General features: G+C 69.5%; 10 protein-coding genes. 4 read left to right on the plus strand and 6 right to left on the minus strand.

Annotated features, from left to right (window positions below; all coding sequences use genetic code 11):
- Nucleotide 1: 1 nt before the first annotated feature.
- From KME79_RS30375 to KME79_RS30395, 5 genes are all read right to left on the minus strand, one after another.
- A complete protein-coding gene (locus KME79_RS30375; protein WP_219547932.1) occupies nt 2-1594 on the minus strand; it encodes an FG-GAP-like repeat-containing protein in 1593 nt (530 codons plus the stop codon).
- A 118-nt stretch (nt 1595-1712) separates the two neighbouring features.
- Nucleotides 1713-3347 (minus strand): FG-GAP-like repeat-containing protein, encoded by a 1635-nt coding sequence (locus KME79_RS30380; protein WP_219547934.1) that lies wholly within the window; start codon nt 3345-3347, stop codon nt 1713-1715.
- A gap of 45 nt (nt 3348-3392) precedes the next feature.
- Complete coding sequence (locus KME79_RS30385; RefSeq protein WP_219547936.1) at nt 3393-4949, minus strand: M23 family metallopeptidase; 1557 nt, start codon at nt 4947-4949, stop codon at nt 3393-3395.
- A 156-nt stretch (nt 4950-5105) separates the two neighbouring features.
- Entirely contained in the window at nt 5106-5711 is a 606-nt protein-coding gene (locus KME79_RS30390) for a M15 family metallopeptidase (protein ID WP_308249106.1), read from the minus strand.
- Between the two features lie 147 nt (nt 5712-5858).
- The gene (locus tag KME79_RS30395; protein WP_219547940.1) at nt 5859-8867 is read right to left on the minus strand and encodes an AfsR/SARP family transcriptional regulator; all 3009 of its coding nucleotides are present in this window, start codon (nt 8865-8867) and stop codon (nt 5859-5861) included.
- Between the two features lie 356 nt (nt 8868-9223).
- Between KME79_RS30395 and KME79_RS30400 the strand changes: the two genes are divergently transcribed.
- Nucleotides 9224-9391 carry a hypothetical protein gene (locus KME79_RS30400; RefSeq protein WP_187280998.1) on the plus strand — a complete coding sequence of 56 codons (168 nt, stop codon included), beginning with the start codon at nt 9224-9226 and terminating at the stop codon, nt 9389-9391.
- Between the two features lie 111 nt (nt 9392-9502).
- Nucleotides 9503-11389 carry an ABC transporter ATP-binding protein gene (locus KME79_RS30405; protein WP_219547942.1) on the plus strand — a complete coding sequence of 629 codons (1887 nt, stop codon included), beginning with the start codon at nt 9503-9505 and terminating at the stop codon, nt 11387-11389.
- On the opposite strand, the gene KME79_RS30410 is transcribed toward KME79_RS30405, so the two are convergent.
- On the minus strand, nt 11311-11781 hold the full coding sequence (locus KME79_RS30410; protein WP_219547944.1) for a S26 family signal peptidase: 471 nt from the start codon (nt 11779-11781) through the stop codon (nt 11311-11313). The two genes, KME79_RS30405 and KME79_RS30410, sit on opposite strands and share 79 nt — an antisense overlap.
- A gap of 141 nt (nt 11782-11922) precedes the next feature.
- Here KME79_RS30410 and KME79_RS30415 point away from each other — a divergent pair, with 141 nt between their 5' ends.
- Nucleotides 11923-12096 carry a hypothetical protein gene (locus tag KME79_RS30415; RefSeq protein ID WP_187280999.1) on the plus strand — a complete coding sequence of 58 codons (174 nt, stop codon included), beginning with the start codon at nt 11923-11925 and terminating at the stop codon, nt 12094-12096.
- A 5-nt stretch (nt 12097-12101) separates the two neighbouring features.
- Complete coding sequence (locus KME79_RS30420) at nt 12102-13391, plus strand: phenylacetate--CoA ligase family protein (RefSeq protein WP_219547946.1); 1290 nt, start codon at nt 12102-12104, stop codon at nt 13389-13391.

Consider the following 13391-nt stretch of genomic DNA (forward strand, 5'->3'; position numbering starts at 1 on the left):
GCTACCAGTTGCCGAGGACGAGGCGTCCGTCGACGGGGCCGAGGGCGTAGGGGCCGGAGGTGTACCACTTGCCGGCGTAGGAGACGCCGTTCTTCCAGACGTGGTAGCTGAAGGTGCCGTCGGAGTTCTGGTACGCGGCGACGACATCGTCCTTGCCGTCCCCGTCCACGTCACCGGAGGCCACCCGGTTGCCGACGTTGGACATGGTCCAGCCGCCGGAGGTGTAGTCGGAGGCGCGGCTGAAGGCCGATCCGGTGGAGGTCCATCGGTAGATGGTCATCGATCCGTCGCCGTCGTCGCGCATCATGGCGGGTTCTGCCTTGCCGTCACCGGTGAGGTCGGCGACGACGAGGCGTCCATCGACGGGGCCGAGGGCGTAGGGGCCGGAGGTGTACCACTTGCCGGCGTAGGAGAGGCCGTTCTTCCAGACGTGGTAGCTGAAGGTGCCGTCGGAGTTCTGGTAAGCGGCGACGATGTCGTCCTTGCCGTCTCCATCGACATCCCCGGAGGCCACCCGGTCGCCGACGTTGGACATGGTCCAGCCGCCGGAGGTGTAGTCAGAGGAGCGACTGAAGGCCGATCCGGTGGAGGTCCACCGGTAGATGGTCATGGAGCCGTCGCCGTCGTCGCGCATCATGGCGGGTTCTGCCTTGCCGTCGCCCGTGAGGTCAGCCAGGATGAGCCGTCCACCGACCGGACCCAGGGCGTAAGGCCCGGAGGTGTACCACTTGCCGGCGTAGGACACCCCGTTCTTCCAGACATGGAAGCTGAAGGTGCCGTCCGAGTTCTGGTAAGCGGCGACCACGTCGTCCTTGCCGTCCCCGTCGACATCCCCGGAGGCCACCCGATCCCCGGTGTTGGACATGGTCCAGCCGCCGGAGGTGTAGTCGGAGGCGCGGCCGAAGGCCGATCCGGTGGAGGTCCACCGGTAGATGGTCATGGAGCCGTCGCCGTCGTCACGCATCATCGCCGGCCCCTCGGTCCCACCTCCGCCGGCGTAGGGCCAGATCGTGTTGGCGATGATCTGGCCGTCGCCGGCCTGCTGCCCATATCTTTCGGGATATGCCGACACCTGGACGGCTTGGCACACTTCGCCGATCGGTGCTGTTCTCCAGCTGTTGTTGGGGTAGAGCCGGAGCATCTTGTTCAGGAACGCGTTGGTGGCCCACGTGGGGTCGAGACGCTGTTCGGCGCTTCCCCAGCTGTCCAGTTGCTGGAACAGTCCCAGGCTGGTGTGGTCGACCTTCTCGCTGATGTTCTGGATGCTGCTCTCGACGATGACGGTGGTCATCGCGATCGCCGCGGCTCGGAGGTCGAGCCCTCGGTCGCGGACGGCTTTGATGATCATTCGCGCGCAGGAGACGCGGTAGGCGGACATGTAGCCGCGCATCTTGGCGTTGAGGGTGCTGTTGAGCTGGGTGGCCAAGCTGGCGTCGCGCGCGGTGGTGCCGCGGGGGTCGCAAGGGGCGAGCTGGTACGCGGCCGCCGTGATGGGGGGCGTCGGATCGGCCAGAGCGGGATTCGTCGAGATGGCTAAACCGGTGATGACTGCCGTGCCCGTGATGCCGGCACGGAACATGAGAGATCTGAACATGGGGAGTCCTTCGCAGGGGGAGGCGCCGGTGCCGTCGGTGGAGGCACCGGGGGCGGACGTCATCCGCATGGGGCAGGTCCGGGCATCTCCGGCCCGGACCTGCTATCCAGACGTGGTGTCAGTTCCAGTTGCCGAGGACGAGGCGTCCGTCCACGGGGCCGAGGGCGTAAGGGCCGGAGGTGTACCACTTGCCGGCGTAGGAGACGCCGTTCTTCCACACGTGGTAGCTGAAGGTGCCGTCGGAGTTCTGGTACGCGGCGACGACATCGTCCTTGCCGTCCCCGTCGACATCACCGGAGGCCACCCGGTTGCCGACGTTGGACATGGTCCAGCCGCCGGAGGTGTAGTCGGAGGCGCGGCTGAAAGCTGATCCGGTGGAGGTCCACCGGTAGATGGTCATCGATCCGTCGCCGTCGTCACGCATCATGGCGGGTTCTGCCTTGCCGTCACCGGTGAGGTCGGCGACGACGAGGCGTCCATCGACCGGGCCGAGTGCGTAGGGGCCGGAGGTGTACCACTTGCCGGCGTAGGAGACGCCGTTCTTCCACACGTGGTAGCTGAAGGTGCCGTCGGAGTTCTGGTACGCGGCGACGACATCGTCCTTGCCATCGCCATCGACATCCCCGGAGGCCACCCGGTTGCCGACGTTGGACATGGTCCAGCCGCCGGAGGTGTAGTCAGAGGAGCGGCCGAAGGCCGATCCGGTGGAGGTCCACCGGTAGATGGTCATCGATCCGTCGCCGTCGTCACGCATCATCGCCGGTTCTGCCTTGCCGTCACCGGTGAGGTCGGCGACGACGAGGCGTCCATCGACCGGGCCGAGGGCGTAGGGGCCGGAGGTGTACCACTTGCCGGCGTAGGAGACGCCGTTCTTCCACACGTGGAAGCTGAAGGTGCCATCGGAGTTCTGATACGCGGCGACGACATCGTCCTTGCCGTCCCCGTCGACATCCCCGGAGGCCACCCGGTCGCCGACATTGGCCATCGTCCAGCCGCCAGAGGTGTAGTCAGAGGAGCGGCCGAAAGCCGATCCGCTGGAGGTCCACCGGTAGATCGTCATCGACCCGTCACCGTCGTCACGCATCATCGCCGGCTCCTCGGTCCCGCCTCCTCCGCCGATGTTGTCGTAGCGGATGGGCGTGTAGAGGCCGGCGTAGCTGGCGGACCAGGTGCGCTCGATGGTGCCCGAGCTGCCGGTCTGCTCGATGACGACCGGCTGCGTGTGGGCGCCGTCCGCCCATCGGACGAACAACGCCACATGATTCTCGGAAGTGTTGCCGGTGTGCCGAAGGAGCGCGTCGCCCGGCTGCAGGGAGCTGCGGGAGATCTGGAACGCCCGGTCCATTAGGTTGCCGGTCCAGAAGGCGCTCCCGGAGCCGCCGAGCCCCCACGCCATCGAGACGAATCCGGAGCAGTCGGTGCGGTAGTCGCCGTACGAGTTGCGATAGCACCTCACCTGGCTGTAGGGGACGCCGCCCACGGCCAGCCAACTGCGCGCCCGAGTGATCACCTGGTTGCGGGTCAGGACTTTGTCGGCGCCGTTGTTGTCGCAGGGGACCGGGGTGGTCGACACCGCGTACGACCGTATCGCGCCGTCCGACGGCAGACCCGGGTACTCGGGCAGCGGCGGGTCGCCGGGCGGGGGCTCCTGCTGGACCGGCGAGACGGCCGATGCCGGCGTCGCCGCGAACGGGCCGACGATGCCCAAAGGTAAGAGCATGGCCATGGCGGCCAGTCTGGTTAAGCGTCGCATTGTCGATTCCTCCTGTGATGAATGCAGATGCGGTCGGTTCTGGGGCTACCAGTTGCCGAGGACGAGGCGTCCGTCGACGGGGCCGAGGGCGTAGGGGCCGGAGGTGTACCATGTGCCGGCGTAGGAGACGCCGTTCTTCCAGACGTGGTAGCTGAAGGTGCCGTCGGAGTTCTGGTACGCGGCGACGACATCGTCCTTGCCGTCCCCATCGACATCACCGGAGGCCACCCGGTTGCCGACGTTGGACATGGTCCAGCCGCCGGAGGTGTAGTCGGAGGCGCGGCTGAAGGCTGATCCGGTGGAGGTCCACCGGTAGATGGTCATCGATCCGTCGCCGTCGTCGCGCATCATGGCGGGTTCTGCCTTGCCGTCACCGGTGAGGTCGGCGACGACGAGGCGTCCATCGACGGGGCCGAGGGCGTAGGGGCCGGAGGTGTACCACTTGCCGGCGTAGGACACCCCGTTCTTCCACACGTGGTAGCTGAAGGTGCCATCGGAGTTCTGGTAAGCGGCGACGACATCGTCCTTGCCATCGCCATCGACATCCCCGGAGGCCACCCGGTTGCCGACGTTGGACATGGTCCAGCCGCCGGAGGTGTAGTCGGAGGCGCGGCTGAAGGCCGATCCGGTGGAGGTCCATCGGTAGATGGTCATGGACCCGTCGCCGTCGTCACGCATCATGGCCGGTTCTGCCTTGCCATCACCGTTGAAGTCGGCGACGACGAGGCGTCCATCGACGGGGCCGAGTGCGTAAGGGCCGGAGGTGTACCACTTGCCGGCGTAGGACACCCCGTTCTTCCAGACATGGAAGCTGAAGGTCCCGTCCGAGTTCTGGTAAGCGGCGACCACGTCGTCCTTGCCGTCCCCGTCGACATCCCCGGAAGCCACCCGATCCCCGGTGTTGGCCATCGTCCAGCCGCCGGAGGTGTAGTCGGAGGCGCGGCCGAAGGCGGACCCGCTGGAGGTCCACCGGTAGATCGTCATGGACCCGTCGCCGTCGTCCCGCATCATCGCCGGAGCGTCGAGCCCGGGGGACGAACAGTTGCGGCTGGTGACGTTGCGCCAGGTCTGGCCGTTCGACCCGCCGTAGGTCACACCGTTGAAGGTGGGCCTGACCCGTTCGGAGCCCGCGGTTCCCCAGCTGGCCGAACCGCTTCCGTCGGCGTCGTAGCCGAGCTCGAAGTGCAGGTGCGGATGCCCGTTGGAGGTGGGGCCCGTTTTGCCGACCCGGCCGATCGTCGTGCCCATGCTCACCCTGGCGCCGACCGAGACGGCGCGGGACTCCAGGTGGAGGTAGGTGGTGAAGTAGCCGCCGCCGTGGTTGATCTGGATGACGTTGCCGGCGTTGCTGTGGTAGAAGGACTGGTTCACCGTCCCGCCGGCGGGGGCGATCAACGTGGCGCCGTCGGTGCCGTGCTGGTCGGGTTCCTTGACCATGTCGAGCGCGGGGGCGTGCGCCCACGTGTCCAGCCGCCACTGCTGGCCGCACGGGAAGGGCAATTGCAGGTTGGGGGCCGCCAGGGCGGGGCTCGCCGTGGTGACCATGCCTAAGGCGATGAGCGTGCCGGTGATGGCGACGCGTAAGACAGCGGACTGGGACACGGGATCCTCCGGGGAAGCATCGATCGGATGTCGACAGACTCCCGGCGGGCCCTGCAAATCCGCTGTAACTTCCCTCCAGACGACGCCACAGCCCGTGAACGAGGAACGGCGCCTACCGTGAGGCGGTACGACCGTGCCGATCGAGAGGCCGCGAACTCACAGCGCGTCGGTCGTGGCGTACGTGGCGTGGTGTGCCCCGGCGCTGAACGCCCAGTAGCGGTCGCCGTAGGACCAGTGCCACCACTCGGTCGGGTAGTTGACGAACCCGGCGGAGGTCATGGCCGCGGACAGGAGCCGGCGGTTCTCTCTCGCCTCCGGGGAGATGTCCGCCGAGGTGGTGTAACAGGCCTCGTCGCTCTCCGGCGGAGTGGCGTTGACCGATGTGCCCATCGGGAGCTCGACGCCGTCGGCGGTGCACAGGGTCAGGTCGACGGCGCCGCCCGTGGTGTGCGGGGCCACTTCGGGTGGTGCGACGTACCGGCTGGTCTCGATCCGGGCGCGGCCTTCGTCCCATTCCGGGTGCGCGGCCCGGTGGCGGGCGAGGGCGTCGGCGAAATACCGCCACTGCAGGGCGGGCGGGCGATAGCCCTCGACGATCAGCAGGCGTAGCCCGCGGGGCAACCGGGTCTGCGCCGCGACCAGCCGGTCGGCCACGCTCACCCGTACGTGCGCGAAGGCGCCGGCCGGATCGGCCAGCCTCAGGTCAAGCTGGAGCGCCTCCACGGTGCGGAGATCCAGCAGGGGTTCTCCGCACTCCCTCACCGATGTCTCGGCGATTCGCTTGTCCGATAGAAGCACTATCTCAGTCATGCAAGCCTTCGTGATGGACCGTCGGCGCTCCGCGTGAGACGCCAGGTCACCATGGTGCGGCCAGGTGCTCCAAAAGCGCTGTAGCGGCGTTACAGATCATTACAGCGGAAGGGATTCGCCGTACTCGCGGGCGCCGTACAACTGGAAGACCTCCACGGCCTCCGACCGGATGGTCTCGGCGGTCGCGTCGTCGCCGAGAGCCTGATGGACCAGGGCGAGGTCACGCAGGGTACGGGCGCGGAACAGGGCGATGTTCAGCGTTTCCCACAGCCGCAGCGACTCCTCCAGGTGGCTCTTGGCCTGGTAGAGCCGCCCTTCGGCCAGATAGAGCTCGCCCAGGGTGCGCAGGGTGCAGGCCTCGCCCCAGCGGTCGCTGAGAGTGCGGGTGGTGACCAGCGCCTCCTCCAGCGGTTCGCGGGCCTCGTCGTATCTCTCCAGCCGCACGCGGGTCTTGGCCAGGGAACGATGGCAGTAGGCCACCATGAGACGGTCCCCGAGGTCCTCGAAGATCGCCAGCGCCCGTTCGCACAGAGCCTCCGAGCTGTCGAGCTCGCCTCGCGCGCGGTGGTACAGCGACATGCTGCGCAGCGTCAGCCCCTCACCGCGGCGGTTCTCGCCTTGCTGGTAGAGCGTTAGCGCGGCGGTGAGACAGGCCCACGACGCGGCGTAGTCCCCCCGTTCGAGGTGGACCGTGCCCATCAGCCGCTTGATGTGCGCGACGGCCGCCGAGTCGGCGAGGTCGTCCCACAGCTCCTCCGCCTTGCCGAGGAAATGCAGGGCCTCAGGAAGATATCCCTGCTCGCGGCAGGCGGCGCCGAGTGCCGCGAGGGTGGTGCCCTCGCCCCTGGTGTCCTTGGCGGCGCGGAACAACGGCAGGGCCTGGCTGAGATACTCGCGCGACTCGGCGAAGGAGTCGCGTTCGTAGGAGAGCTGGCCGAGACCGGCGAGCAGCTTCGCCTCGCCGATCGTGTTGTCCATCCGCCGCGCCACGGCGAGGGCGGCCTGGTGCGTCCGGTGCCAGGCCGCGAACGGGTTGTCGAAGAGATACTGGCTGCCCTCGAAGGCCACGGCGGACAACGCGGAGGCCAGTTCGACGGCGATCTCGTCGAGGTCCATCGCCGCCGCGAGCTCGACGGCGACGATCAGCGACTCCTCCTCTCTGCGGAACCAGGCGTGCGGGTCGGCGAGCACCGCGCGCACCACCTCGGCGTCGACCGGGTGGGTCAGCCCGGTCGTGGCCCGCATCGGGATCATGCCCGTGGGCAGGGCCTCGCTCAGCTGCTCGACCAGCCACAGCCACCCGCCCAGCACCCGGGTGACCACGGCCGCGCACGCCTCCTCCGTCTCCTCGGCCGTCGCGCGCTCCTTGGCGAACAGCCGGGTGAGGTCATGCAGCCGGTAGCGGACCTGGCCCGTCGCATCCGCGTCCACGAGGTCGACGAGGGAGGCGTCGACCAGCTGCTCCAGCGCCTGTTCGGCGACGTCGAGGCTCGCCTCCATGGCGGAGGCGGCCACCCAGACGGTGAAGTGCGGCATCCCGAGCAGGCCGAGCCGGCGCAGCGCGGTCTTGGCCAGCGGCGGCAGCAGCTGGTAACTCAGGCCGATGCTGGCGCGTACCGCCTGGTCCCCGACGGCGAGCTCGTCCAGCCTGCGGTGCTCGTCGTCCAGCCGGTCGGCCAGCCGGGCCACCGACCACTGGCGGCGCGATGCGAGTCGCGCCCCCGCGACGCGCAGGGCGAGAGGCAGGCCACCGCACTGGTTCACCAGGCGCCAGGCCGCGTCCGACTCGCCGGCGATCCGTTCGGGACCGTTGATCCGTGACAGCAGTTCGAACGCGGACTCCCGCGGCAGCAGGCCCAGATCGACGAACGCCGCGCCGGCCAGCCCGGCGAGCCGGTTGCGCGAGGTGATGATCACCGCGCATCCCCTGCCGCCCGGCAGGAGCGGTCTCACCTGGCTCTCGGACACCGCGTCGTCCAGCACGATCAGCTTCTGCCGGCTGGCCAGCAGCGTGCGGTAGCGGGCGGCGCGCTCCTCCAGAGCGGCGGGTATCGGCGTGCCGGGCTGATCGAGCTCGCGCAGCAGCCGCCCCAGCGCCTCCTCCGGGGTGACGGGCGCCTCCGTCGTGCCGCGCAGCTCGACGTAGAGCTGCCCGTCGGGATAGTGGGGGGCGACCTCGTACGCCGTCTGCAGCGCAAGAGCCGACTTCCCGACGCCGCCCTGCCCGGAGATGACGCAGAGCGGCACGGCGTCCGGGCCGGTCAGATATCCGCTCAGCCGGGCCATCTCCTCGGCGCGGCCGGTGAAGTCGGGCACAGGCGAGGGCAGCTGGCGGGGCTGGGCGGCGGCCTTCGCCCTGTGCAGCAGCGTGGTGTCGGAACGCAGGATGGCCGCCTGGGTCTCGCGTAACTCGGGTCCCGGCTCGATGCCCAGCTCCTCGATCAGGACCTGCCTGCCGTGCTGGTACATCGCCAGGGCGTCGGCCTGCCTGCCCGAGCGGTAGAGCGCCACCATGAGGTCGCGGCGCAGGCGCTCGCGTCCCGGATACAGGGCGACCAGCTCTGTCAGCTCCTCGATGAGCTGCTGGTCCTGGCCCGCTCCCAGGTCGGCGGCGACCCGTTCCTCGATGACCGCCAGCCTGAGCTCCTCCAGCCGGTCCGCCTCCGCGCGGAGGAAGGAGTCGCCGATGCCGCCGAGCGCCGTCCCGCGCCAGAGTGACAGCGCGGCCCGGAAGGAGGCCGACGCCTCCCGGTGGTGGCCCTTCCGCGCGGCGCCGCGCCCTTCGGCGAGATGCTGCTCGAACACGTCCTTGTCCAGAGTGCGCGGCGGGATCTGGGCGAGGTAGCCGACGCGGTGGGACATGATGACGGGCGGCAGCCCCGCGGCCGCGAACGCCCGGCGCAGCGAGGCCACATAGGTGTGCAGGATCCCCTTCGCGGTGGCCGGCGGGTCCTCCGCCCAGATCGCCTCGACCAGCCGCTCGCTGGTGACCACCCTGCCCGGTTCGAGGAGGAGCGCCACGAGCAGCGTCCGGGGCTTGGTCCCCCCGAGAGACACCTGGCGCCTGTCGTTCCACACTTCAACGGGCCCGAGCAGCCGAAATTCCATCGAGCTCTCCCAGCTTCGTGACTGACCGCAGCCGTTCAGAGGTCCGCACCGTGCCATGTGGCAGACGAGGGCGGGAAGATCGAGGTGCGCCCCCATGCTGTCACAAACCTGCTCGTACGCTCACGGAATGCGTGGCGGGCCGGGCACCCGCGTCCAGAGCCGGCGGATCGAGCAGGTCAGTGATGCTGACGGACCCGGAAAAATCTGTCAACAGCAAAAGTCATCAAAGCGGGATCGTCTGATATGACGATCTTGATCATTATTTTCTGATCTTGGTCCGCATAGGTTGCAGGCGCCGGCAAGTAATGATCACCGCTCCGGCATGACCTCTTACGGGGCTCGACAGAGGAGATTTCATGATCCGTTCCCTGGGCAAGCTGGGTGACCGGCTGCTCGACAAGCTGCTGCCCAAGACCTCCGCCGCCGCGGACACCTGCTGGGACGAGACGAAGTTCGTCGGCTACACCATCCGCAGGACGTGCTGCATCGCCGCCGGTTACACGGCCTGCACCCCCTGGCGCTGATCAAGGTCCTCGCCGAGTGATCGTCATGCGGTACGTGCGCCGGTCGGCTTCGCGCCGGCCGGCGCCGATGGTCGTCACCCGCCACGCAGTCGCCGGCCGAGCGGTGATCACGTGAGGGACCCCGAAGGTCCCGCCGGGGTCTCCCTGTTCCGCCGCGGATGGGTGGCGGCCGAGCTGGCCTGGCGGGCGCAGCCGGCCGCCTTGACGGGTTCGCTGGCGACGGTGCTGCTCATGGGGGCGGCGCCGGTGGTGACCGCCTGGCTGACCAAGCTGGTTCTCGACAGGCTGGCAGACGGCGGGGGCCAGGGCGTCCTCCTCCCGCTCGCGGCCGCACTCGGAGTGGCGGGCCTGGCCCTGGTGGTCCTGCCGCACGTCTCCGACTACCTCAAGGGACAGTTGCACCGAGGGCTGCAGACGCTGATCTACGACCGGCTGTTCCAGGCCGTCAACGCCGACCCTGGGCTCAGCCGCTTCGAGAACCCCGCCTTCCACGACGAGCTGCGGCTGGCCCATGAGGCCGGCCAGAACGCTCCGCAGCAGATCGTCGGCTCGTCCCTGGCGATCTGCCAGGGCATCCTGACGCTGTTCGGGTTCGTCGTCACGCTGACCGTGCTCAGCCCGGTCATGGTCGTCGTCGTCATCGCCGCCGCCCTGCCGTCGGCCCGCGTCCAGCTCGCGCTGAGCCGCCGCAGGGCCCGCATGATGTGGGGCATCAGCTCCAACACGCGCCGCCAGCTCTTCTACGGCTCCCTTCTCACCAGCCCCGACGCGGCCAAGGAGGTGCGGCTGTTCGGGCTGGGCGACTTCCTGCGCGGCCGGATGCTCACGGAGCTCGGGACGGTCAACGAGGCCGAGCGGGATCTGGACCGGCGGACGCTGCACAGCCAGGGGCTGCTGTCCCTGCTGGGCGCCGCCGTCGCGGCCGGCGGCCTGATCTGGGCCGTGCTCGCCGCCGCCGCGGGAGGTCTGAGCGTGGGGGACGTCTCGGTGTTCGTCGCCGCCGTCGCCGGGGTGCAGACGGCCCTGACCGCGATCGTCAGCCAGTGGGCGGGCGCGCACAACGCCCTGCTGATGTTCGGGCACTACATCGGCGTCGTCCGGGCCGGGCCCGGTCTCCCGGTGGCCCCGGAGCCCGCCACGCTGCCCCCGCTGCGAACGGGCATCGAACTGCGTGACGTGTGGTTCCGCTACGACGACGAGCACCCCTGGGTGCTGCGCGGCGTGGACCTCTTCATCCCGCACGGCCAGGCCGTCGCCCTCGTCGGCCTGAACGGCGCGGGCAAGAGCACCCTGGTCAAACTGCTGTGCCGGCTGTACGACCCGGTCCGCGGCTCCATCCACTGGGACGGCGTGGACCTGCGTGAGGTGCACCCGGACGACCTGCGCGCCCGGGTCGGCGCGGTGTTCCAGGACTACATGGCGTACGACCTCACCGCCGGCGAGAACATCATGCTGGGCGACCTGGCCGCGGGCGGCGATCCGGAGCCCGTCCGGGCCGCCGCCCGGCGCGCCGGGATCCACGACACGCTCGACACGCTGCCCAGGGGCTACGACACGCTGCTCAGCCGGATCTTCTTCGGCGACGACGACGAGCGCCAGGCCGGGGTGACCCTGTCGGGCGGGCAGTGGCAGCGGCTGGCGCTGGCCCGCGCCCTGATGCGCCACCGGCGGGATCTGCTCATCCTCGACGAGCCGAGCTCCGGCCTGGACGCGGAGGCCGAGCACGCTGTCCACCTGGGACTGCGCCGGCATCGGGCGGGCCGTACCAGCGTCCTGATCTCACACCGGCTGGGAGCCCTGCGGGACGCGGACCTCATCGTCGTGCTGAGCGACGGGAGGATCGCCGAACGCGGTTCCCACGGCGAGCTCATGGCGATGGAAGGGACGTACGCGCGGCTGTTCGGCCTGCAGGCCAGCGGCTACGAGCTCACGCCGGACCCCTCAGCGGGGGAGAGCCTGCGCACGACCACGCCCAGCACCCGGTCCGCCGGGAGATAGCCCCAGTTCCGCGAGTCCGCGCTCGCCGGGCCGTCGCCGATGACGACCAGCCGCCCCTCGGGGACCAGCGCCCCCTCGGGGGCGTTCACCGCGTGCGTGACCTTCGGCGGCACCGGATCGCCGGGCAGCGCGGCCACCCGCTTGATGAGCCACTTCGAGTCCTTCGGGGCGGACAGCGGGCCGGTGCGCCATCGGCCTTCCAGCGCCGATTCGAAGACCACCACCTGACCCCGCCTGAGTCCCGAACCGGCCACGCGGCGGATGAGCACACGATCTCCGGAGCGGTACACCGGGAGCATGCTCGGCCCCGTCACCTGGACGATCACCAACCGGCGCCGGGCGACGGCGAGACCGCCGGCGATCACCGCCGACAAGATCACTAAGTACCACACGCGCTCACCCTACGTGCCGGACCCCCGCGTGGCGCCACACGAAAGGTTGGCGGATCGGCCATGTCACCCCGTGTTACGCTCGCCGCACAGAAAGCCATAGAGGGGCGCGGCCAGCGTCACCTCCATGATGGGGGAGGGGACATGAACGACAGTTACGCGACAGCGGGCGCGAAGCAGAGGGTCGTGATCGAGGTCGCCGAGGAGCATCTCGGCACGGTCGACGACGTCCGCGCCGCACTGCGCCGGCACATCGACGACATCGCCGACGAGCGGCTCGCATGCGCGCGGGGGATCCAGATCCTGCTCATGTGCTGAGCCACATGCCGGCGACCCAGCGAGACGATCTCACCGCGGACGAGACTTCGCGCGAGAACGCCCGCGTCAATCTCGGACTGGCACTCGAGGCGTACCCCTTGTGGGTGGAACGGCTGACCTGCCGAGACCTGAAGCGGGCGTTCCTGGCGGAGTGCTCGGCCGCGGTCCCCCATTATCGGAGCCTCTTCCAGGGCGCGGTGCGCGATCTGGACCGGTTCCCGGTCATCGATCGGGCCGACCACGACGACAGGCGCCTCGACTTCATCAGCACCGGTTTCGAGGACCCTCGCAGCGAGATCCTCCGGATCTCCACGAACGGCACCTTCGGCCGCACCCTTCGCGTCGCCTGGGACCTGCCGAGCTTCTTCGATCTCAACCACGCGAGCTACCTCCGCTTCTCGACGGTGCTGCCCGCCTTCTTCTCGTCCCTGGTCCGGGGCGAACCCTCCGTCTTCGTGATCTCCGACTCACCGCGCGATCTCCGTACCTCGGTCGTGATGCCCGCCCTGGACGGCGCGATCCTGCGGAGGCTGATCCTGGGCCGCGACGAGATGACCGACGTCGCGCTCGTCGAGCATCTCCGCCGCGCACGGATCGCCCTGCTGCACGCCAAGCCCTCGGTGCTGCTGGATCTCATCGAGCTGGACGGCGCGCACGACGGAGGCGGGCGCATCGCCCCGGCCTACGTCGTGTGCAGCGGCGAGAACCTCTACCCCGACGACCGCGCGCGCATCGAGGCCGGGCTCGGATGCTCTGTGCTCGACGCGTACGCCGCCAGCGAGGCGGGCCTGATCGCCTACGAGTGCCGGCATCGCACCGGCATGCACGTGGTGACGGATCATCTGACGGTCGAGGTGGAGGCGGGCGACGGAAGCCTCGGCCCGACGGGGACGGGGCAGTTGCTGATCACCAACGCGCTCAACTGGCGCCACGCCTTCATCCGCTACCGCATCGGCGACAGGGCGACGGTGACCTCGGGCGAGTGCGGCTGCGGCCACGACGGCCAGACCATCGTCGCCATGCCCGGACGCGAGCGGGCCGCCTACGGGGACGGCACCGGCTCGATCACCGCCGAGGAGATCGGCGCGGCGGTCGCGGCGGCCGATCCTCCGGTGAAGCAGTTCCAGGTCGCGCCGGGAGAGGACCATCGGATCGTGATCTCCTGGGTGGGCCGGCCCGGCGGTGACACCGCCCTGGCCGCGGTCTTGCGCGGGCGCTTCCCCGGCGCCAGGTTCGAGCTCGTCAACGTCCCGGCCATCAATCTGCCGGGCGGCAAGCTCCGGCGGTTCCTGTGA

Origin of the sequence: Nonomuraea harbinensis (assembly GCF_019396385.1) — a bacterium.
In the GTDB taxonomy this organism is placed as follows: domain Bacteria; phylum Actinomycetota; class Actinomycetes; order Streptosporangiales; family Streptosporangiaceae; genus Nonomuraea; species Nonomuraea ferruginea.

Coding starts and splice junctions, on each gene's coding strand:
- KME79_RS30375 (WP_219547932.1), bottom strand. CDS start 1,594: ATGTTCAGATCTCTCATGTTCCGTGCCGGCATCACGGGCACGGCAGTC.
- KME79_RS30380 (WP_219547934.1), bottom strand. CDS start 3,347: ATGCGACGCTTAACCAGACTGGCCGCCATGGCCATGCTCTTACCTTTG.
- KME79_RS30395 (WP_219547940.1), bottom strand. CDS start 8,867: ATGGAATTTCGGCTGCTCGGGCCCGTTGAAGTGTGGAACGACAGGCGC.
- KME79_RS30400 (WP_187280998.1), top strand. CDS start 9,224: ATGATCCGTTCCCTGGGCAAGCTGGGTGACCGGCTGCTCGACAAGCTG.
- KME79_RS30415 (WP_187280999.1), top strand. CDS start 11,923: ATGAACGACAGTTACGCGACAGCGGGCGCGAAGCAGAGGGTCGTGATC.
- KME79_RS30420 (WP_219547946.1), top strand. CDS start 12,102: ATGCCGGCGACCCAGCGAGACGATCTCACCGCGGACGAGACTTCGCGC.